General features: G+C 64.5%; 20 protein-coding genes. 15 read left to right on the forward strand and 5 right to left on the reverse strand.

Features of this window, described 5'->3' with window-relative positions; genetic code table 11:
- Positions 1–12: 12 nt before the first annotated feature.
- The 10 genes from ACW4LP_RS01185 to ACW4LP_RS01230 all read left to right on the forward strand — a co-directional run bounded on the left by ACW4LP_RS01185 (position 13) and on the right by ACW4LP_RS01230 (position 9,135).
- Positions 13–366 carry a hypothetical protein gene (locus ACW4LP_RS01185; RefSeq protein WP_417177604.1) on the forward strand — a complete coding sequence of 118 codons (354 nt, stop codon included), beginning with the start codon at positions 13–15 and terminating at the stop codon, positions 364–366.
- 3 nt (positions 367–369) lie between these two features.
- A complete protein-coding gene (locus ACW4LP_RS01190) occupies positions 370–624 on the forward strand; it encodes a chaperone NapD (protein WP_417175595.1) in 255 nt (84 codons plus the stop codon).
- 202 nt (positions 625–826) lie between these two features.
- Complete coding sequence (locus ACW4LP_RS01195) at positions 827–1,717, forward strand: NapH/MauN family ferredoxin-type protein (RefSeq protein ID WP_417177605.1); 891 nt, start codon at positions 827–829, stop codon at positions 1,715–1,717.
- A gap of 148 nt (positions 1,718–1,865) precedes the next feature.
- Positions 1,866–3,140 carry an ammonia-forming cytochrome c nitrite reductase subunit c552 gene (locus tag ACW4LP_RS01200; protein WP_302384631.1) on the forward strand — a complete coding sequence of 425 codons (1,275 nt, stop codon included), beginning with the start codon at positions 1,866–1,868 and terminating at the stop codon, positions 3,138–3,140.
- A 358-nt stretch (positions 3,141–3,498) separates the two neighbouring features.
- A complete protein-coding gene (locus tag ACW4LP_RS01205; protein WP_177721927.1) occupies positions 3,499–4,164 on the forward strand; it encodes a cytochrome c maturation protein CcmE domain-containing protein in 666 nt (221 codons plus the stop codon).
- 3 nt (positions 4,165–4,167) lie between these two features.
- Positions 4,168–6,528, forward strand: a complete 2,361-nt coding sequence (locus tag ACW4LP_RS01210; protein ID WP_455803388.1) for a heme lyase CcmF/NrfE family subunit — start codon at positions 4,168–4,170, stop codon at positions 6,526–6,528.
- A complete protein-coding gene (locus ACW4LP_RS01215) occupies positions 6,488–7,246 on the forward strand; it encodes an ABC transporter ATP-binding protein (RefSeq protein ID WP_161127534.1) in 759 nt (252 codons plus the stop codon). Before ACW4LP_RS01210 ends, ACW4LP_RS01215 begins: the two co-directional genes overlap by 41 nt.
- Before the next feature lie 105 nt (positions 7,247–7,351).
- Positions 7,352–8,140 carry a heme exporter protein CcmB gene (locus ACW4LP_RS01220; RefSeq protein WP_161127515.1) on the forward strand — a complete coding sequence of 263 codons (789 nt, stop codon included), beginning with the start codon at positions 7,352–7,354 and terminating at the stop codon, positions 8,138–8,140.
- Positions 8,141–8,151: 11 nt separating this feature from the next.
- Positions 8,152–8,919, forward strand: a complete 768-nt coding sequence (ccsA, locus tag ACW4LP_RS01225; protein ID WP_161127514.1) for a cytochrome c biogenesis protein CcsA — start codon at positions 8,152–8,154, stop codon at positions 8,917–8,919.
- Positions 8,920–8,928: 9 nt separating this feature from the next.
- A complete protein-coding gene (locus tag ACW4LP_RS01230; RefSeq protein ID WP_022739419.1) occupies positions 8,929–9,135 on the forward strand; it encodes a hypothetical protein in 207 nt (68 codons plus the stop codon).
- Positions 9,136–9,401: 266 nt separating this feature from the next.
- Here ACW4LP_RS01230 and ACW4LP_RS01235 read toward each other — a convergent pair whose 3' ends face one another.
- Both ACW4LP_RS01235 and ACW4LP_RS01240 read right to left on the reverse strand, forming a co-directional pair.
- Positions 9,402–10,745 carry an ATP-binding protein gene (locus tag ACW4LP_RS01235; protein ID WP_161127513.1) on the reverse strand — a complete coding sequence of 448 codons (1,344 nt, stop codon included), beginning with the start codon at positions 10,743–10,745 and terminating at the stop codon, positions 9,402–9,404.
- A gap of 165 nt (positions 10,746–10,910) precedes the next feature.
- Positions 10,911–11,138, reverse strand: a complete 228-nt coding sequence (locus tag ACW4LP_RS01240; RefSeq protein WP_161127533.1) for a winged helix-turn-helix transcriptional regulator — start codon at positions 11,136–11,138, stop codon at positions 10,911–10,913.
- Between ACW4LP_RS01240 and ACW4LP_RS01245 the strand changes: the two genes are divergently transcribed.
- The gene (locus tag ACW4LP_RS01245) at positions 11,129–11,335 is read left to right on the forward strand and encodes a hypothetical protein (RefSeq protein WP_022739421.1); all 207 of its coding nucleotides are present in this window, start codon (positions 11,129–11,131) and stop codon (positions 11,333–11,335) included. The two genes, ACW4LP_RS01240 and ACW4LP_RS01245, sit on opposite strands and share 10 nt — an antisense overlap.
- A gap of 345 nt (positions 11,336–11,680) precedes the next feature.
- On the opposite strand, the gene ACW4LP_RS01250 is transcribed toward ACW4LP_RS01245, so the two are convergent.
- The gene (locus ACW4LP_RS01250) at positions 11,681–12,790 is read right to left on the reverse strand and encodes a DUF5692 family protein (RefSeq protein ID WP_223900428.1); all 1,110 of its coding nucleotides are present in this window, start codon (positions 12,788–12,790) and stop codon (positions 11,681–11,683) included.
- A 327-nt stretch (positions 12,791–13,117) separates the two neighbouring features.
- Between ACW4LP_RS01250 and ACW4LP_RS01255 the strand changes: the two genes are divergently transcribed.
- From ACW4LP_RS01255 to ACW4LP_RS01265, 3 genes are read left to right on the forward strand one after another with little or no spacing between them, the layout of a single operon-like run.
- A complete protein-coding gene (locus ACW4LP_RS01255; protein WP_022739423.1) occupies positions 13,118–13,687 on the forward strand; it encodes an FMN-binding protein in 570 nt (189 codons plus the stop codon).
- Between the two features lie 2 nt (positions 13,688–13,689).
- Positions 13,690–15,540, forward strand: coding sequence for an FAD-dependent oxidoreductase (locus ACW4LP_RS01260; protein ID WP_173113917.1), 1,851 nt, complete (start codon positions 13,690–13,692; stop codon positions 15,538–15,540).
- 33 nt (positions 15,541–15,573) lie between these two features.
- Positions 15,574–16,317 carry a hypothetical protein gene (locus ACW4LP_RS01265; protein ID WP_231699500.1) on the forward strand — a complete coding sequence of 248 codons (744 nt, stop codon included), beginning with the start codon at positions 15,574–15,576 and terminating at the stop codon, positions 16,315–16,317.
- Here the strand turns inward: ACW4LP_RS01265 and ACW4LP_RS01270 are convergent.
- Positions 16,314–17,237 (reverse strand): MarR family winged helix-turn-helix transcriptional regulator, encoded by a 924-nt coding sequence (locus tag ACW4LP_RS01270; RefSeq protein WP_114549209.1) that lies wholly within the window; start codon positions 17,235–17,237, stop codon positions 16,314–16,316. The genes ACW4LP_RS01265 and ACW4LP_RS01270 overlap by 4 nt on opposite strands.
- A 114-nt stretch (positions 17,238–17,351) precedes the next feature.
- Positions 17,352–18,410: an FAD:protein FMN transferase gene (locus tag ACW4LP_RS01275; protein WP_302223803.1), complete on the reverse strand. Its 1,059-nt coding sequence runs from the start codon at positions 18,408–18,410 to the stop codon at positions 17,352–17,354.
- Between the two features lie 98 nt (positions 18,411–18,508).
- Here ACW4LP_RS01275 and ACW4LP_RS01280 point away from each other — a divergent pair, with 98 nt between their 5' ends.
- Positions 18,509–19,321, forward strand: a complete 813-nt coding sequence (locus tag ACW4LP_RS01280) for a UTP--glucose-1-phosphate uridylyltransferase (protein WP_302223805.1) — start codon at positions 18,509–18,511, stop codon at positions 19,319–19,321.
- The last annotated feature ends 473 nt before the right edge of the window (positions 19,322–19,794 follow it).

Below are 19,794 nucleotides of genomic sequence, written 5' to 3' on the forward strand. Positions count from 1 at the left end.
GGAGGGGTACCCATGTGGAACATGAAGAAGGTTCAGAAGGTTCGGAAGGTTCTGGCCGGTGCCGTGCTGGCCGGCGTGCTGGGGGCCATGGCGCTGGCCGGGTGCACCCAGGAGATGGCCGACACCGGTGCCACCTACAATCCCGGCGAGCCGCCGCTCATGACGGCGAGCCACGAGGGCCGCTACGAGAGCCTGGGCGCCAACGGTTGCTTCGGCTGCCACGGCGGCAATGACGAGGTGGAGACGTTCCTTTCCGCCGCCACACCGCTGCCCGCGGACCACTACGTGGGCGGGGACGTGTCCACCCACGAGATCGACGGCCCCCGCGCCGAGTGCATCACCTGCCATCCCGTGGCCCAGGAGTAGGTCATGGAAGACGAGAAGGTGGTCATCTCCTCACTGGTGGTGGAGGCGCGGCCGGAATCGGTGGACGAGGTGGCGCGGGCACTGGCGGCCATGGAAGGGGTGGAGGTGCACGAGGTGAGCGGGTACAAGATCGTCGTCACCATCGAGGCTCCCTCCACCGGCGCCTCGCACGAGATTTCGAGCCGGTTCATTCAGATTCCGGGAGTGCTGAACGTGAACCTTGTGTACGTGAACTTCGAGGATGAGACACTCGGGTAGATAGTCGCCCAAAAGCGGAGCTACGGGGTACCTTGATTCGCTTTGTGGCTCTCCGCCGGTCGGGACCACGGGGTATTCTGATTCGCTCAGACAGTCCTCGCTCGGCGAAACAGCCCACTGGGCTGTTTCGTTCGCTGCGGAACTCGCTCGGTCAGAACACCCCGTGTTCCCTCTGCACGTTGCCATTGTTGAGGAGAAAATTGTGACTCGGTCTATGGGAAAGATAACGGTTGTGCGGCGGGTGGTGCAGGTTTTCGTGCTGGTGCTGTTCTGCTTGCCGCCGATGCTGGCTGGATGGGGGCTGGCGGGGTTATTCGTGGGGGGCGACGGGGAAGTGGCGACGCCGGCTGAGGGCGTCTTCTTTGGCAGCCTGTCCTCCTCGAGCGTCGCCGGCGCGCCGCTGTTCGATCCGTTGGACGCCTTGGAGGTGACGGTGGCGTCGCGCAGCTTGCTGGCGGCGTCGGCGCTTACGGGCGCTCTGCTTGTCGTCGTGGTATACGGGCTCGTGCGCGGACGCGCCTTCTGCGGCTGGGTGTGCCCGGTGAACCTCATCGGCGAGGGCGTGGATGCGGCTCGTCGGCGGCTTGGCATTAAAGTGCCCGAGCGCACGGTGCCGCGGCGCGCGAAGATCGGTGTGGCGGTGGCGGTGGTGCTGCTGTCGGCTCTCGTGGGCTTCCCCGTCTTCGAGCTTATCTCGCCCATTGGCGCGGTGAACAAGGGCCTCGTCTTCGGCGGCCTCGCCGGTGCGGGCACGCTTTTGGCCATCGTTATCGCCGAGCTGCTCGTCAGCCGTCGTTTGTGGTGCCGGGCGCTGTGCCCCTTGGGCGGCACCTTCCAAGTGCTCGGGCGCGCGGGGCAAGTGAACGTCGCCATCGATCACGACGCCTGCATCCACTGCGACAAGTGCACCCACGTCTGCCTCGCCGACCCCGTGATTCTCGCGCCGGCGCTGGCGGGGGAAGATGCCATCGTGCGTGCCGGCGACTGCATGGCCTGCGGCGCCTGCGTGGACGCGTGTCCCACGTCGGCCCTGCATTTCCGCCTCGGGCGTCCCCGCCGGCACGCTTCGAGGAAAGATGTAAACAAGGTGTAACCGTCCCCTTCCTTTATCGTTGCTGTCCCCATGAATATGAGTGAAACCGTCCCTTTTCAGTGACGGGATCTGGGGCGTAAGCTTGGGCTATCGTTGCGGCCGTCCAGGGCGCGGCCGCCCGTGAGACAAGCGATCAAAAGGAGGGAACATGAAACGATCGACGTTCAAGATGGCGGCCGTCGCGGCCGGTACCGTGGCGCTCGTCGCGGCGCTGGCCGCCTGCGCGCCGGCCGCCCAGGAACCGGCGGCGGCACCGTCCGGGGGAGAAAGCGATGCCCCTGCGGCCGCGGCTCCCGCCGAGACACCCGAGCCCGATTCCTTCGGCGTCGTGGTGGCGGAATCCTGGAAGGACATCTACCCCAACGAGTACCAAACCTATATGGCCAACGAGTCCAACAGCCCCCAGGGCAAGCAGGACTACCTGACCGAGTACCCGGAGCTGGTGACCATGTACGCCGGCTACGGCTTCGCCAAGGGCTACGACGAGGCGGCGGGGCATCCTTACAGCCTGCAGTCCGTGGCCGAGACGCCCCGCGTGAACGAGAACACGCTGGCCAACTGCATCACCTGCAAGACGCCCCAGTACACCGCCATGGTGAACTCCGAGGGCGATTCGGCCTACCAGAAGCCCTTCGCCGAGGTGCTCATGCAGATGACCGAGCCCATCAGCTGCTACAACTGCCATGAGAACGACCCGACGAAAACCACGGTCACCCAGAAGTTCTTCGTGAATTCCATGGGTGCCGATGCAGATAAGGTCTCCACCGATTCCCAGGTGTGCGGCCAGTGCCACAACGAGTACTACTTCGCCCCAGAGACCAAAGCAACCACGAACCCCTACACGGGGCTTGAGGGCATGACCGCCGAGGCCATCCTCGCCTACTACGACGAGATGGGCTTCAAGGATTGGGAGCACACCGAGACCGGCGCGCCCATGCTCAAGGCCCAGCATCCCGAGTTCGAGACCATCTACGGAGGCGCGCAGTCCTCCATGGCCAAGCAGGGCTACACCTGCGCCGACTGCCACATGGCCCCCGCCAAGGCCGAGGATGGCACCGAGTACAGCTCTCACAACCTGGTGAACCCCACCGAGGATCCGGCCATCATGGAGAAGTGCGAGGGCTGCCACGCCGACCTGCCCGGGCAGATCGTCCAGTGGCAGAAGGAGACCACCGACCGCGAGCACGAGCTGGCGGCCAAGCTGGACGCCTACATCAAGACCCTGGCCGAGCAGAAGGACTCCCTGGATGAGGCCACCCTGGAGCAAGCCCGCCAGATTCACCGCCATGCGCAGTTCTACTGGGACTACGTAATGGTGGAGAACTCCGAGGGCGCCCACAACCCGGGCCTTGCCCAGGAGAACCTCGACAAGTGCGAGGACGAGCTGAAGGCCGGCTACGCCCTGCTGAACATGACCTACTAGAAGGCGCGTCGCGCTCCCTCGCCCCTGCGGCGACGGGGCGCACCGCTCGATAATCGTGCCGGACCGCCCTGCCGGCACCCTCCCCGAAGGCGCGCACCCACCCGCGGTGCGCGCCCTCGTTCGTGGTTGGTCTTCTCATGCGAGGGGCGAGCAGGCGCAGGTTGATGGCGCGAGGCGTTTCCGCAATTCTAAGCAACCCCCCTTATTGCGAAAGTATGGCGATTGCGCTGATCTGCTGGTTTCGCCGGAATTATCCTAGCCGCCTTCGAAAGCTTGGGCGATACTGGCTGTTGGTAATTTTTCGGGCCTTCGGGGAGGCAGGTCCACACCGCTTTGGTACCTTAGAAACAGGAGGACTATGAACGCGAAGATGAAGAAGAGGATGATCGCCGTCTCCGGCGTCATCATCATCGTGCTTATCTTGGTGCTCGCATTCGTGGGGGGCAACACCGCCGCCACGACCATGAGCATCGCCGAGGCCGCCGAGAATCCCCAGGCGGGCCAGAAGGTGCAGGTGTCGGGCAACGTGGTGCAGGATTCCTTCTCCACGAGCAATGACGTGCTCACCTTCAAGATTTACGACCCGGAGGGCGACCCCGCCACGCAGCTGGAGGTGCGCTACGACGGCGCTGCCTCGTCCACGTTCGGCAACGACGTGACCGCTATTTGCACGGGCAAGATCAACGATGCGGGCGTGCTGGAGTGCTCCGAGCTGGTGACGAAGTGCCCGTCGAAGTACGAGAACGCCGACAGCGCCCTTACCGTGGAGCAGCTGCTGGGCTATGGCGAGAGCGTCTACGGCAAGGTTGTGAAGGTGGCCGGCTCCGTGGGGGCCGGGTCGCTGAAGGCCGCGGGCCAGGGCGACCGCTTCATTTTGGTGGACACCGAGGCGGGCGATTCGGTGCCAGTCGTGTTCGAGGGCGCCCTGTCCGACGAGGTGGCCGAGGGCTCTACGGTGGTGCTCACCGGCTCGCTCGGCGATGACGGCAAGTTCGCCGCCACCGATGTCGCGCTGGAGGGTTAGCCCATGTCGATGATCGGACTTCTCGGCCTGCTGGTGGCCTTTGCCGGCTGCGTCATCTCGGTGCTTTGCCTGGGCGTGGCCCACATCCTTTACAAGAAGCGCTCCTTCGAACGCTCGGAGACCTTCGCCTGGGGCGGAAGAGTGGCCGCGGTTCTCGTGGCCGCGGCGCTCACGGTGTGCTGTGCTGTGCTCGTGTGGTGCTTCTTCTCGGGCGACAACACCATCCAATACGTGCTGGACAACCGCTCCACCTCGACGGCTCCTGAGGCGTGGCTGTACAAGCTCGCCGGCCTTTGGGCGGGGCGTCAGGGCTCGCTTCTGTTCTGGGCGTGGCTCATCGCCGTGTTCAACGCCGTGCTCGTGTTCGCCACGCGCAAGAACATCCGCCCGCTCGACAACGGCGCGCTTGCCATTTCCTCGCTCGTGCTGACGGCCTTCGTGTCGGTGCTCCTGTTCTCCGAGGGCAACATGCCCTTCATCGCGACCGACGCGCGCTATTTCACCGGCGACGGCACGCTGTCGGCCATGGCGTCGGCCCGCTCCATGAACGCGCTTCTGGAGCATTGGGCCATGGCGATTCATCCGCCGACGCTGTTCATCGGCTACGCGGGCCTCACCATTCCGTTCGCCTACGCCATCTCGGCGCTCATCGTCAACGACGATTCCACGGAATGGGTGAACCGCTCGACGCCCTATCTCATGTTCTCGTGGCTGCTTTTGGGCGTAGGCATTGGGCTGGGCGCCGTGTGGGCCTACGTGGTGCTCGGCTGGGGCGGCTACTGGGGCTGGGATCCGGTGGAGAACGCCAGTTTGCTCCCGTGGCTCGTGGGCGTGGCGCTCATCCACTCGTTCACGGTGTACCGCCAGCGCGGCGCCTTCAAGCGCTGGAGCGTGTTCTGCGCCTGCCTGACGTTCTGCTTCGTGGTGCTGGGCACCTTCATCACCCGTTCGGGCCTGGTGCAGTCGGTGCACGCCTTCGAGGGCGACCCGGTTTCGCTCGTCATGTTCGGCGCGCTCATCATCTGCTCGCTTCTGGCCGGTATCGTGGGCCTTATCGTGCGCCGCAAGAGCTTCGGCGCGACGGATGCGGCCGATGACGACATCGAGTCGATGATGTCGAAGGAAGCGGCCTACTACGTGAATAACCTTATCATGATCGTGTTTGCGGTGCTTCTGGCCTATATGACGGTGTCCTCGGCCCTGCCGAGCTGGCTGCCCTTCGGCGGCCAGTCGCTGTCGGCCGGCACCTACAATGCCATCGCCCGGCCCTTGGGCATCGCCTATCTGGCCGTGCTCGCCATCTGCCCGCTTCTGGGCTGGCGCCGCACCGACAAGAAGGCGTTCTGGCGGAGTGCCCGCGTGCCGGCGCTGTGCGCGCTTGTGCTGTTCGTCGTGCTCATGATCTATTTCGCCACGTACCTTCTGCCCAGCTACCAGGCCATGATCGACATGGGCGGCACCCAGGCCTCGGGCCTGCTCGAGCAGGGCAACCCCATCTACTACAACGGTCTGGCCGTGGTGGGCTTCGCCGTGGCGAGCCTTCTGTTCTTCAACGCGCTGTTCATGGCCGTCCGCTCGCTCAAACGGGTCGATGGCGCCAAGCTGCGCCGCCGCCTGGCCCTGTTCGGCGGCTCGGTGGCCCACGCTGCCATGGGCATCATTTTGGTGGGCCTTATCGGCTCGTCCATGTACGTGACCGAGATCACGGGGTATCTGCCTTACGACGAGGAGAGCGATTCGGTTTCCGAGACTTTCGACATCCAGGACTTCCAGCTCACCTACACGGGCAACTCCATCGATGAGCTCGGCAACGGCAACGTGCGCTACGCGCTCACCTTCGACGTGACGAAGGACGGCCAGTTCGTGGGCACGGTGAACCCGGCCGTGCAGCTGGTGAGCGCCACCCAGCAGCAGAAGCTGGAGGCGAGCGTCATCGGGTTCCCGCTGGAGGATTTGTTCGTGGTGTACCGCGGCGTGAACGATGAGGGCGACTTCTCCATGGATGTGCGCGTGAACCCGCTCATCTCGTTCGTGTGGGTGGGCTTCGCCCTGCTCATGGTGGGCTGCCTGATCCCGCTGTTCGCCAAGCGCGCCGAGCGCCGTCGCGGCGGTCCGGCCGTGGGCGATGTGCCCGCTGCCGAGCTGGCGGAGGCCGAGCCGAAGGAGCGCGGGAAGGCCTCGCGCGATGCGGCGCCCCGCAAGAGCGTCGTCGAGGAGACGGTGGCTGTGGAAGTGGCGCTCGTGGAAGATGCCGAGGGCGACGCGGCGGCCGATGCGGACGCGGCGGCAGTGGCCGAGGCGTCCGGTGATACCGCAGATGCTGATGCCGACGCCGCTAACGCCGGCGCGAAGGCGGGGGAGTAGTCCCGTGGAAACGGCGCTTACCGTCGATCACCTGACGAAGTCGTTCGGCGGCCGCAAGGCCGTCGACGACGTGTCGTTCGCGCTGCCTGAGGGCGCGTTCCTCTCGGTGTTCGGGCCCAACGGCGCGGGCAAGACCACGCTTCTGCGCATGCTCGCCACGCTGTCGCGGCCCACGGAGGGAACGGTGACGCTCGCGGGCATCGACGTGAAGGAGGAGCCCGAGCGCGTGCGCGAGGCCATCGGGCTCATCTCGCACAACCCGATGCTCTACCCCGACCTCACCGCCGAGGAGAACTTGCTTCTGTACGCGAAGCTCTACGGCGTGGCCGACCCTGAGCACCGCGTGATAGAGCTTCTCGATGCCGTGGGGCTCAAACATCGCCGGCTCGATCGGGTGCGCACGTTCTCGCGCGGCATGACCCAGCGCGTCTCCATCGCCCGGGCGCTCGTGAACGACCCGTCGGTAGTGCTGCTCGACGAGCCCTACTCGGGGCTCGACCCCCATGCCATGCACATTTTCGACGAGCTGATCGCCTCGGTGCGCGAGGGTCGCACGTTCGTCATGGTGAGCCACGACTTGGACAAGGGCCTGGCGCTTGCGAGCCACGTGCTCGTGCTCGCTCGCGGCCGCGTGGTTCATTTCGGAGAGAAGGACCAGATGAGCCCCGACGAGTTCGCCGATTTGTACCGCACGACGGTAGGGATGGGGGTGAGCTAGATGGCTGAGGAAGAGCAGCGATTAGACGTGGGGTGTTCCGACCGAGCGCAGTTTACCCCAAGGGTACTTGCTCGCTCTGCTCGCAGCGCCGACACGCGACCAGGAATGCCCGAAGGGCATTCCCAAAGCGAGGACTGTCTGAGCGAATCGGAGTACCGCGCGGCTGATCGCGGAGGGACGCGTAGCTGCATCTGCAAGGCCCCCAGCACGTGGACGCAGTACAAAACGCTGCTCGCGAAGGACTTGAAGGCGGAGTTTCGCACCAAGGACATGATCGTGTCCATGGGCATCTACGCCTTCCTCGTCATCGTGGTGTTCGGCGTGGCGCTCTCCTTCGCCCGCCCCGGCTCGGAGTTCCTCGAGGTGTCCGGCGGCCTTCTGTGGGCGCTCGTGGTGTTCACGTCGCTTCTGGGTCTGAACCGCTCGTTTTCCAAGGAAACGGAGAACGGCTGCTTGGAAGGGCTGCTTCTGGCCCCGCTCGACCGCGGCGTGATCTTTCTGGCCAAGGCGACGTCGAATTTGGTGTTTTTGGCATTGGTGGAAGTGATCGCCGTGCCGCTGTACTGGGTGTTCTTCTCCAGCTTCGCGGCGCCGGCCGATACGGGCTGGCTGCTCGTGGTGCCGCTAGTCGTCGGCAGCATCGGCATCGCCGGCATCGGCACCATGCTCTCCACCATCACGGCGGCCACCCGCGGCAAGGACGTCATACTGGCGCTTCTGTTCGTGCCCGTGATCTTCCCGCTTCTGTACGCCTGCGTGTCGGCCACCACCTGCGCGCTCGTGGGCGGAGATGTGTTCGCCGACGGGTTTCTTACGTCGCTGGCCCTTGGCGCTGGCTACGATGTGATCATGATCCTGGCTTCGTGGGTTCTCTACGATTTCGTCGTCAACTAAAGGAGGACTGAGTGACTGATAAGAAGTTGAAGCTGCCCGAGGCGGGGCAGTGGCCCGACAAGCTGGTGGTGCCGGCGCTCATCGCGGGCGCGGTGCTTTCCACCGTCGGGTTCCTCATGGCGTTCTTCTACGTGGCCCCCGTCGGCGGCGCTGCGGTGAATGGTGCCGAGCTCATCGGGGACGTGATGGTGTCTCAGAAGATGCTCCTGTCCCAGAAGATCTTCTACTTCCACATGCCCGTGGCCATCACGTCGTTCATCGCGCTCGGCTTCGGGTGCTACTACGCCGTGCGGTTCCTCATGACGAAGAACCAGCGCTTCGACACTTGCTCGCGCATTTGCCTGGAGATCGCGCTTCTGTTCGTGGTGCTCACCATGATCACCGGCGAGATGTGGACGCGCTTCGAATGGGGCGTGTGGTGGAGCTGGGAGCCGCGGCTCACGACCTACCTGATTCTCATGCTCATCGTGATCGCCTACTTCGTGCTGCGAAGCTCCGTGGACGAGCCCGAGCGCCGCGCGACATTTGCTGCGGTGGTAGCCATCATTGCCACCATTGACGTACCCATCTGCTTCATGATCACGCGCCTCATTCCGTCGTCCATTCACCCCGTGGTGCTGCGCGAGGGCGGTATGAGCCCCGAGATGGGCATGTGCGTGGGCCTGTGCGCGCTCGGCATGCTGCTCGTGGGCTTCGTGCTGTACCGCACGCGTTTCAACCAGGTACGCCTCACCCAGCGCGTCGAAGCGCTCAAGGAAACCCTCGACGACGAACGATAGGAGAGAGCCATGAATCCCATTCTTGCCGATATCTATTCCACCATCCTGCCCTCCGCCCCCTACATCATCGCGGCCTACGCGCTTCTGTGGGTGGCCCTGCTCGTGTACGTGCTCATGGTGTTCCGCGGTACCAAGAAGGCGACCGCGCAGCTCACGCTTCTGGAGGAGGCTGTCGCCGACCAGCAGGCGAAGGCCCGCGCGGCGAAGGACGAGTAGCGATTCGCGACCCGTGCCGCATCTGCTGCGCGCGGTCGGATTCCAAGTGGCGATTGGCCGCTGCTGTGTTCCGCAATATAGCCCGTTTAGGTGATACGCCTAGACGGGCTTTTCCGTATTATAGTGGCAGAGCAAAGCTCGAAACCTTCCTCGGAGCCGCCCTTCCTCCCTCCTTCCTTCCAGCGGCAACCGAGATCTCACGCAAGGCGGTCGCCCCTCGGGCCGACCGCCTTTTGCGTGGTGCATTTGTCGGGAGCGAGTCGTCTCTACCGCAAGAACCACTTGCAGGCAGGGACAACCTCAATGGGGCCGGCTTCGGTTTCTATGCGCTCCTCTTCCCTTAGCGTCACAATGGTGCCTTCCTTGATGCCCGTCGCTTCCATGGCGGCAACGAGGGAATCCACCTCCCGTTCGCGGGTGCGCGGGGACGCCATGGACGCCGTCACCTGGATGAGGGCGTAGGGCTCGGCGGCGAGAGCATCGCCGAGGAGGAAGTCCACCTTCTGTCCCCGGGGCCCAGGTGCAGTGTAGGAGGTGATCGATTCGGTGCGCTTGCCCGCCATGCGCCGGCGTAGTTCCAGGTAGACTGCTGTTTCGAACCGTTTGCCCACATCCTGCTGGTTGGCTCGCGAGACGGCGTAGACGATGCCCGGGTCGATGCCGTACATCTTCGGTGTCGCCGTGGTCCGAGGCTTCAGCGCGAAGGCGTGCTCTTCCACTTTCATGAGCAGGAAGGCTTGGCGCAGAAGGTCCATGATGCGATCCGCCTTCTCCCAATAGATCTTGAATCCGAGTTCCTTGAAGCTTTCGACGAGTTGGTTGACGGAGAACTCGCAGGCCGTGTTGCGCAGGCCGTACAGGGCGAATTGGTTGGCGATCCGGATGTCCTCGCGGCCCAAGCGTTCGGCCACGTCTCGGGCTACGACATCGCGCACATAGCTCTGCAAAAGCTCGATGCGATCCTCGTTGAGGCGATTCTGCACTCCAGGAAAACCGCCCTCGGTCAGATAGCGGTCGAACAGTCCCTCGAGGAAGGTCTGGGTTTGAGGCGAGAACGCCGGCCCTTTCAAACGATCGCCTTCGACGGCCTGGAAGAGGCAGAATTCCCGAAAAGAGAGCGGTAGCATCTCATGGGAATGGGAACGGCCGCGGAATTTGGTCGCGATCTCCTCCGATGACAGTTTCGAAGACGAGCCCGTAATGACGAGCGTCACCTTCTCGTGCTCGGCGAGGCGCTGGCAGACGCCCTGCCAGCGCTCCATCTCCTGCACCTCGTCGAGGAGCAGATAGCACCCCTCAGTGCGCGCTTCGGGCACCTGCCGCCAGAACTCTTCGATCACGGAGGCCATCGTGTCGGGTGCAAGGGGAGAGAGCCGGTCATCGGCGAAGTCGAAGTAGAACAGGCGGTCGTGGGGGACGCCGGCCTCGAGAAGCTGGCTCATTTTCTGATAGAGGTAGAACGTCTTGCCCGACCGCCTCATGCCGGTGATGATCTCGACCAGGTTGAACCTAGCGGGCTCTGCGAGCTCGCGGATGATTTCTGAGCGGGGAATGAAACTCGGAAGGGGCTGCTCGCGCGCCTCCGCCACCAGGGCCGCAATGTTGTCCATGGCTTCCTCCAGATACCAACTTCTAAAAATTTTTGAGAAGATAGTACCATAACTTCTCAAAAATTTTTAGAAGTTATGACTTGTTGGAGAAAGGCCACGCAACTGTTCGAGAAATTCGAACAACTGGGAAAGAGCAGCCTACTCGAGAAATTCGAATAGGCTGCCTTAAAGCCCCAGCTCCTTTTCGCCCCACTGCTTCATGGCGAGGAGGATGGGCACGAAGCTCTCGCCTTGGGGAGTGAGGGTGTATTCCACGCGTGGCGGCACCTCGCCGAAGTCGGTACGCGCAAGAAAGTCGTCAGCCACCAGTTCTCTGAGCTGCTTACCGTAGCTCGGCGCTGTACCGAGAGATCGAAGCTGGACGATGGCATGAGGCGACCGAGGTGGAGAAATATGAGGAGGTGAAGGAACTGGTCGCCCAGCTGCAGATTCCCGTGGAGTTCGCCATGCTGGGGGCGTCCAATCCGGTGATGCTGCGCGGTCGGCTGCCTGAGCGACGCGAGGAGATTCTCGCAGCCCTCGATGCCGTCATCTCCGACATCGGCGAGGAGCGCCTGCGCAGCTACCGCGTTAACTTGCGTCATTTGTAGGCAGGGGGGGTGTACGATTTGCGAAAAGTCGCTGAAGATGCCAGTTGATGGGCGAAATGGTAAGAGGGCGGCTCGAAAAAGGACGATTATCTTACCATTTCTGCCTTCAACTGGCATTTTTCGACTGAGGCATTGGCCATTTCTGCCCTCAACTGGCATTTGCTTCGCGAAAACGAAAAAAGAGGGGGATCCGCGCGATTGCGGATCCCCCTGTTGCGGGACACTGCAGAATGGGCTTACGCGAGCACTTGCGTTGGTGTTGGTTTGTTCGGCCGGCTCGCTCGCTTCCGTACTGGTTTGTTCGGCCAGCCGCTTAGCCGAACGCTCGCTTAGTCGCGCAGCGGGCTACTGCTCGTCCTTCTCCACGGCGACGTAGACGTAGCCAGGGGTGCCGGTCGCGGGCAGCTCGTTGTAGGCCACCATCTCGGCGATCTCGGCGGCCGTGGCGCTCGCGGGCTCGGTCTCAAGCAGGTAGGCGGTGTCGGCGCGGCGCTCCATGGCCTTCTGGAAGTCCTTGGTTCCCACGAACACTTCCTGCTTGTACGGGTTCACGCCGAGCTTCTTGGCGCGGTAGACGATGTAGGCCAGCGCGGCGATGTTGGCCACCAGCGCGACGATGGACACGCCCAGGTTCACGTCCGGGTTGTTCACCGACTGCACGGCGAAGACGGAGTCGTTCACGAACATCGGCACCATCTGGCAGAACATGCACCAGATAGAAAGCGTGAAGGCGCGGTTCTGAATCCAGCCGCCCTTGTTCCAGATGAGGCCGGCGATGGTCGGCGCGAGCAGCAGGGCAATGCCGCAGTACCAGGAATGGGTGGGCAGGCAGTTGTAGGTATAGCAGAAGTTCCACAGGTCGTAGGCGATGATGAACACCCAGGTCATGTCGGGCCACAGCATGTCCTGGCGCTTTTTGGAGATATAGATGCCGAACCAGCCGGTCATGCAGGCGATATTAAGCAGGCCGGCGATGCCGTTGAACACGTTGTGCCAACCGCCGTACAGGGTGACGCCCTCGGTGGAAACCCACGTGGTGCCGAAGGCGCGGAAGGCGCTCTCGAAATCGCTCACCACGGCGATGAGGATGTTGATGGCCACGATGACGAAGGGGAAGGCCTTGAACCAATGCGAGCGGCCGATCTTGCCCCAGGAGTACTTCAGCATCATGAAGCCGATGCAGCCGGCGGTGGCGGCGTACACCTTGGCGTAGTGGAACCAGCTGTTCATATCGGTGTGGGTGGGGTTGTTCACGGCCCACTCGGCACCGGACGCCGCACCGATCTCCACGGCCAGGCAGTAGACGGTCATGGCGCCGCAGACGCCGAAGAACATGAAGATGCCGCCGGCCTTGGTGCGGCGGGCGAACTCGTTCAGCAGAATGAGCGCGATGAGCACCATCGCCAGGCCGAGCCATTGGAAGCCGGCGTTCGGGCCGTACACGTCGAATAACATGGTGATCCCTCCTTTAAGGATCGGTGCCTTCCTTGCCGCGAAGCCCGCCGCGGGTGGAGCACAAGAGGCCTCGCTGACCCACTCGCACCGGCTGCGCGGGGCATCAAATTGATGCTGGGAAGTACCATACCTGTGTAGAACTCTTCAGTCAATATCCATAATTTTGCAAGTTGGTAATAATTGACGAAATTGGTAAATGAGTCAATAAAGCATTGATAAACGGGGGAAATACTGCTAAGATTCCCAAAATAAAGTTCATTGAAGAAAGAAAAAGAAAACTTTCACGAAGAAATAATTGGAACGCACAGTCGAATGATAGGAGGGAACATGAAGCGAACAACGACGGCCATCGCCTGCAGCGCGGCCGCCCTCGCCCTGGGGCTTTCCGGTTGCGGGGCGTCCTTCGAGGGATCCGGGTCGAAGGACGCCGCCTCGGCCGAGCAGCTGGCCCTGCGCACCGACGATCCCTGGGCAGCCGAGGTTGCGGCCGATGCGGGGGCGCGGGCCCAAGGCGACTACGCCGACGGGGTGTATGTCGGGCACGGGCGCGGCATGGAGGGCGCCATCACGGTGACGCTGCTTCTGGATGACGGGCGCATCACCTGCCTGGAAACGACCCAAGAAGGGGAGAGCCAGAGCCGCGGCGGCTACGAGGCCATCCGCGACGGGCGGTACGCCGAGATGATAGAGGCGGCCCAGAGTGCCGATATCGACGCCATCGCCGGGGCCACCATTACGACCGCCGGGGTGAAGCAGGCCGTGGCCGACGCGCTCGCCCAGGCGGAGATTGCCGCCGGCGCCGAGACGGCTGGCGGCGCGGCGACGCAGAGCGGCGGAGATGCCGCCGCAGCGAGCGATGCCGACGCCACCGCTGCCCTAACTGGAAAGGAGGCCTAGCCATGGCCGAGAACACCACGGGCGCTGGCGCCCTTTCCCGCCGCGACTTCCTGACCGGCTCGGCCGTGGCCGCCGCCGGGGCTGCCATGCTGGGCCTTGCCGCCGCCGAGCCGGCCGTGGCCGCCGAGGTGCGCAGCGGCAACTGGGCCGCCGACGGCTCCGCGGCCGTGACCGCCGAGCCTTCCGCCGCTACCAACGCCACCGCCGCCGACGGCACCTACCGCGAGCACAACGCCAGTTCGTTCCCCGCCGACGACGCCACGCCCATCCCTCCCCGGGCCGTGCCTGCCAACTGGGACTACGAGTGCGACATCTGCGTGGTGGGCGCCGGCGGCGGTGGCCTGAACGCGGCGGCCCGCGCGGTTCAGCTGGGCGCCGACGTCATCTGCGTGGAGGCCATGGGGCTTCCCGGCGGCAACGCCCAGGAGGCCGGCATGTGCGGCATTTTGGGTGGCTACTCGGGCCAGGAGGAGAAGAAGTTCGCCTTCCCGAGCTATCCCTTCGACCCCAAAGCGCTGACCGATTGGGCCATGGACGAGTACCACTACGCGGCCGACCCGAAGCTCATCTACCGGCTCGCCTGCGAGGGCGGCAAGTCGCTGGACTGGATGGCCGACTGCGGCGTGCACTGGCGTCTGGGCGAGGTGCCGGTGTACGTGGCCCCGAAGCGCTCGACGCTGGACCACCACGTGCTGAAGATGAAGGACGCCACCGACGCCATGTACAACTACGGCTACGCCCACGGCGTCGATTTCCACTTCCAAAGCCCCGCTGTGGCCCTCGTGCAGGACGACGACGGACGCATCGTGGGCGTCGTGGTGAACGAGGACTACGAGACCGAGCGCTACATCCGCGCCGACCGCGCCGTCATCCTCACGGCGGGCGGCTTCTGCAACAACAAGGCGCTCTTGGACAAGTACATCCCCACGGCGGCCATGGGCTGCGCCTCCAGCTACTTGACGGCCGGGGAGCGCGGCGAGTGCTTCCGCATGGGGCTGGGCGTGGGTGCCGACGTGTCCGGGTTCAACAGCTCCGCCTCCTTCGACGGCGGGGTCGACTGGCAGGCCGAGGGCGGCACCTGGGCGCGGTTCCTCTACGACGGCATGACCCAGCTCTCGCGCCAGCCGTGGCTGACTATCGACCGCTGCGGCAACCGCCTGCGCTACATGGACTCCCGTGTGGCCGAGGACGGCGCCAACGCCATCTACGCCTTGGGCGATTTGGCCACCATCCAGATGACGCCGCCGGGCCACCGCTCCTACATCATCTTCGACGCGAACTACGAGGATCACCTGGCGGGATTCGCCCAGGAGCACTGCCGCAAGCTGCTGACCCCCGACCTGGAGCAGATCGAGAAGGTGCCGGAGCACTACCGCGACTGGCACCACGGCGTGCAGGACGCCATCGACGCCGACGTGCTGAAGCGCCGCGACAGTCTGGAGGAGCTCGAGCGCGATTTGGGCCTCGCCGAGGGCGTGCTCACCGAGGCCGTGGCGAAGTGGAACGACGCCTGCGAGCGCGGCGAGGACGACTTTCTGTACCCCATGCCCGCCGAGTGGCTGCACCCAATCGTGGAGCCGCCCTTCTACGGCTGCCGCATCGGCGGCAACCTGTACGGCACGAAGGCGGGGCTGCTCATCAACGACCAGATGCAGGTGGTGGGCACAGACGGCCGCGTGATCCCCGGCCTGTACGCCGGCTGGCACACCGCCGGGGGCGCTTGCGGCGAGAACAGCTACATCGGCGACCCGATTCTGGGATCGCTCATGGGGGACGTGGGGCTCGCCTTCTGCGGCGGGTATCTGTGCGGCACCTCTGCGGTGGAGAACGAGATCAACGGCGGCCAGGCGTAAGGGCGCGAGCGCGCGTACGGATAGGAGTTCGTTATGAAAGATATGAAAGCGATGGCGCGGCCGTTTCTCGCGCTGTATGCCATGGCGCTCGTGATTGCGCTGCTGGGACGCATCGGGCTTGCGGTGGCCGGGGGCACCGGCGTGCTCGCCTTCGACTACATCTCGGCCTCGGGCGTGCCGGTGCTCGATGTGATCTGCTCTATCCTCACGGGCTCGGCCTTCGTGGCCTTCCTGTTCGCGGCTGGCCTCGCGCTTTGCGTGTCGACGGCCGGCGCGGTGCTCTACGGCGCGCTGGCCTCGCGGGCGCAGGGCGATGCGGGCGCTCCCGCGGTGCGCCCGCGCCCGCTGACGGCGTTTCTCTGGGGCTGGGCGACGGCGCTCGTGGCGCTGGCGTGTCTGGTCGTGGTGGTGCTCGGCATCCTGTCGGCGGTGCAGGTGGGATCCATGTCCTCGAAGCTGCCGGGGCTGCCGATCATCGTCGTCGGCGTCATCGGGTTCGCGGCTTTCCTCGGCACGCTTCTGGGGGCGGCCTCCATGGTGGTGTGCGCCTGCGTGGCTCGCTGGCACACAGGGCACAGCCTGGAGCTTTCGCTCATCGCGGCGGTGGCGTTGTGCGGCGCCGTCGTCGCAGCGCTCACGGTCGGCACGTTCTCGGCCCTGAACGCGGCGAGCATCAGCCTGCCGGCGCTGGGCGGCTGGTTCGCGGCGGATGTCGTGGCAAATGTGGCCATGCTCTTCGGTGCGAAGGTCTATGCGGACAAGATGAGCCTCGCCTAGATTTCCCGGAGCAGGTCGTAGGCGGCCTGCTCCTTTGCTTGCCGCTGAGCGTTCAGGTCGGCCACCACCACATGGCCCACGCGCTCGATGGCGTCCCTCTGCTCGGGAGTCAGGCGCACCCACAGCTTGGTGGCAGCCAGCTCGTTCACGGTGGCGCTGATGAGAAATCCCTGGTAAACGCCCTCGTCGGTGAGGGCCACGTACACGGCCTTCTTGTCGTGAGGCGACTTCAGGCGCTTGGCCCAGCCGCGGCCCACGAGGCGATCCACGGCGCGCGCCGCGTTCACCGGCGACATCATCAGCTGCTCTGCCAGGGTTCCGACGCGTTCGGGATGATCCGTCTCGCCGAGGCGTTGGACGATGCGGCACTCGTTGAGCGACGCGCCCGTGGCATCGCGCAGGGTGCGCTCTGTCTCGGCGCGGATGAGCTCGATGGATACGAGCGAGCGCGTGGCAGGGAAACGTTGAGCGCGCCCAGCGTGCAGTGGGGGTTCGATGTGGGCTGCGGCGGCAACCGCCGCTTCCAGAATGGTGCGATACGTGGGATCTTGGGTTGGGAAGGTGGCGTACAAGCTCTCTACCAGGGACTGGTTGACGGCAGCGACGTGCTCGGCGCCGTCGTCGGTGACGGCGAGGAACCGCGTGCGGCCATCGGTCGTGCCAGCCTCGCGGGTCGCGTACCCATGGGCGACGAGGGCGTCGACGGCCTGGGTCACCACATTGGGCTTCATGCCTAGAATCTTTCCGAGCTCCCCCTGGCTTACGGGCGCCGAGGCCTGCATCAGCTTCGTTAAAATGCGGTACTGGGTGATGTTCAGGTCGCTCGCCTGCTCCAACCCGCGGCGCAGGGCCTCATGGGCCATTTCGAAGGCCACGAAGTACGTGGAGTCCAGGTTGAATTTGTTCGCGACCTCGGCCATTGCGCCCTTTCGGCTGTCGGAAAGTTAGTTCATTGATGCAACGATTAGTCTAGCGTTCTCCGACGGTTCGAGGAGGCGACGATTTCTCCCCGATACAAAGACTTCATAGCTCGCTCAGCGGGCGTTGGTGATAGTGCCGTCGGGGGCGATGAAAAAGGCCTGCAGAATTTCGGGGTGTCGACGGGCGAGGGCGAGTCCGCGTTCGAGGCCGAGGGCGAGCAGGGTGGTAGAGAAGCCCTCCGCGTCGATGGATTTCTCGCAGATGACGGTGACGCCGGCCACGTCGGTTTCGACGGGGCGTCCCGTGCGCGGATCGAGGATGTGGTGGTAGAAGGTGCCGTCGGGTGCGGTGAAACAGCGCTCGTAGACGCCACTCGTGACAGCCGACCCCACAACCAGGGGCACGGCGCCGATGAGCTGGGAGGGGTCGCGCGGATCGCGGATGCCCACGCGCCAGGGGTCGCCTGTGGGCTTGGTGCCGCTCACGGCCACGTTGCCGCCGAGGTTCACGATGGTGCCCGAGAGTCCGTGGGCCTCCATGGCCGCCACGAGCGCATCGGCGATCCATCCTTTGGCGATGCCGCCGGCGTCCACGGCGGCATCGGGGTCGGCCAGCTGCGCGAAGCAGGCCTTGGGTTCGGGCGCTGCCTCGAACCCGGGCACCGCCTCGGTTGCGGCATCGGCGTCGCTCTCGGCCGCTGTGGCTGCCGGCGTCTTCCACAATCTGAGCGCGTGCCAGTCGACGTGGCGCACCGCCTCGGCGAGTGCACCATCATCGGGCACCGTGCCCTCGTGAAAATTCCACAGGCGCACCGCCGGGCCTACGGTAATGTCGAAGGCGCCCTCGCTTTCCGCGCAGTAGGAAAGCGCCCTCTCGAGCAGGTCGTAGGTCAAAGGGTCGATGGCCACGGGCTGGCCGTGCGCGCTGTTGATGCGTGCGATGTCGGAGTGGGGAAGCGTGCGGCTGAACAGGCGCTCATAGCGGCGGCAGAGCGCCCGGGCCTCTTCGAAGGCCGCCTGACATGCTGCCGTCTCGCCGTAGGCCTCGATGTCGATGACGGTGTTGAAGGCCAAAAAGCGCACGCCGGCCGGTTTGCCCTCGGCGGCGTCGTGCGCCTCCAGGAATTGCTCGTCGGGAATGGGGTCGAGGCTATGTGCGTCCGTTTTACTCATGGGGGACAGTATAGCGAACTCGACGAAGGAGAGAGGCGACGCGCGCGTCATCTGTAGTATCATGGGCGGCACGCGAACAACGAAGAGAAAGGCGCTCGATGAAGGCACTCATTCCCGCGGCGGGGCTCGGTACCCGCTTTCTGCCGGCTACCAAGGCCCAGCCCAAAGAAATGCTGCTGGTAGTGGATCGCCCGGCCATCCAGTATGTGGTGGAAGAGGGTCTGGCTTCCGGCGCTGATGAGGTCGTGATCGTCAACAGCCGCGAGAAGAAGGCCATTGAGGACCACTTTACGCCGAACCCGGAGCTGGTGGCGCTTCTGCGCGAGCGCGGCAAGGACGCCTATGCCGATGCGGTGGAATATGTCGGCAACCTGCCGGTCAGCTACGTGTATCAGGAGGAGGCGCTGGGGTTGGGGCATGCCGTGCGCTGTGCGGCGGCCAAGACCGGCGACGAGGCGTTCTACGTGCTGCTCGGCGACGTGCTCGTGCCGGGCAATGAGATGCTGCCGGCCATGAAGGCGGTTTCCGACGCCCATGGCGGCGCCAGCGTCATCGCGGTCATGCCCGTGCCCGATGACCAGGTGAGCCGCTTCGGCGTCATCGCCGGGGCCCCGGTAGCCGAGGATGTGTGGAAGGTGGACTCGCTGGTGGAAAAGCCGGCGCTAGAGGATGCGCCGTCGAATCTGGCGGTGTTCGGCCGCTACCTGCTCTCGCCCCGCGTGATGGAACTGCTGGCCGATGCGGAGCCGGGGGTGGGCGGCGAGATTCAGCTCACCGACGCGCTGGACGCGGTGCTTGCCGAGGAGGAAATGTACGCGCTTGTGGTGGATCCGGCCGACGGCTTCGACACGGGCACCGTGGAGAGCTGGCTCGAGACGAACAACGTGCTGTTCGCCCGCCGGCAGGGATAGGTGTTACCGCTGATGAGGTTTCTTCTAAAATGTGAAGAATTACTTAACGATGAGCCTATGAATCCACAAGTTCACCATGGGTGCATCATAGGGAATTCAAGGGTGGCTGTTATACTGACGTCAGCAAGTGAGACAACCCCCTCCGATCACTTGCCTGCTTTGTCTCTTTAAAGCAGAAAGCGGCTCCGCGAGAGTCGCATCCCCCCTCCTTCTGGCCCGGCGGCCCCCTCCGCCGGGCCGCTTCTTTTTGCGGGCGTAATTGCATCGCAATTACGCCCTGTCGACGCTGCGCGGCGGCGATGCGCCCCATCTTGCCCCTTGTTTCGGGTGCTGCGCGGCACGAAGGCCGCTTGACCCGAAGGCGGGGCAATCTGAGGCGCCTCGCCGCCGCTCGCTGGCTTCCTTGGGCGCACCTCTGAGTGGGTTCACGGTTGCGGGCTCGGCCCTTCGGGCCATCGCTAGCGTTCTTTTAT

The sequence above is a fragment of the Adlercreutzia sp. CNCM I-6215 genome, assembly GCF_977072315.1.

Bases quoted from the DNA above. Each gene is read 5' to 3' on its own strand.
- ACW4LP_RS01185 (WP_417177604.1), top strand. From the start codon at position 13: ATGTGGAACATGAAGAAGGTTCAGAAGGTTCGGAAGGTTCTGGCCGGT.
- ACW4LP_RS01190 (WP_417175595.1), top strand. From the start codon at position 370: ATGGAAGACGAGAAGGTGGTCATCTCCTCACTGGTGGTGGAGGCGCGG.
- ACW4LP_RS01200 (WP_302384631.1), top strand. From the start codon at position 1,866: ATGAAACGATCGACGTTCAAGATGGCGGCCGTCGCGGCCGGTACCGTG.
- ACW4LP_RS01205 (WP_177721927.1), top strand. From the start codon at position 3,499: ATGAACGCGAAGATGAAGAAGAGGATGATCGCCGTCTCCGGCGTCATC.
- ACW4LP_RS01210 (WP_455803388.1), top strand. From the start codon at position 4,168: ATGTCGATGATCGGACTTCTCGGCCTGCTGGTGGCCTTTGCCGGCTGC.
- ACW4LP_RS01215 (WP_161127534.1), top strand. From the start codon at position 6,488: ATGCCGACGCCGCTAACGCCGGCGCGAAGGCGGGGGAGTAGTCCCGTG.
- ACW4LP_RS01220 (WP_161127515.1), top strand. From the start codon at position 7,352: ATGCCCGAAGGGCATTCCCAAAGCGAGGACTGTCTGAGCGAATCGGAG.
- ACW4LP_RS01230 (WP_022739419.1), top strand. From the start codon at position 8,929: ATGAATCCCATTCTTGCCGATATCTATTCCACCATCCTGCCCTCCGCC.
- ACW4LP_RS01235 (WP_161127513.1), bottom strand. From the start codon at position 10,745: ATGGACAACATTGCGGCCCTGGTGGCGGAGGCGCGCGAGCAGCCCCTT.
- ACW4LP_RS01250 (WP_223900428.1), bottom strand. From the start codon at position 12,790: ATGTTATTCGACGTGTACGGCCCGAACGCCGGCTTCCAATGGCTCGGC.
- ACW4LP_RS01255 (WP_022739423.1), top strand. From the start codon at position 13,118: ATGAAGCGAACAACGACGGCCATCGCCTGCAGCGCGGCCGCCCTCGCC.
- ACW4LP_RS01260 (WP_173113917.1), top strand. From the start codon at position 13,690: ATGGCCGAGAACACCACGGGCGCTGGCGCCCTTTCCCGCCGCGACTTC.
- ACW4LP_RS01265 (WP_231699500.1), top strand. From the start codon at position 15,574: ATGAAAGATATGAAAGCGATGGCGCGGCCGTTTCTCGCGCTGTATGCC.
- ACW4LP_RS01270 (WP_114549209.1), bottom strand. From the start codon at position 17,237: ATGGCCGAGGTCGCGAACAAATTCAACCTGGACTCCACGTACTTCGTG.
- ACW4LP_RS01275 (WP_302223803.1), bottom strand. From the start codon at position 18,410: ATGAGTAAAACGGACGCACATAGCCTCGACCCCATTCCCGACGAGCAA.
- ACW4LP_RS01280 (WP_302223805.1), top strand. From the start codon at position 18,509: ATGAAGGCACTCATTCCCGCGGCGGGGCTCGGTACCCGCTTTCTGCCG.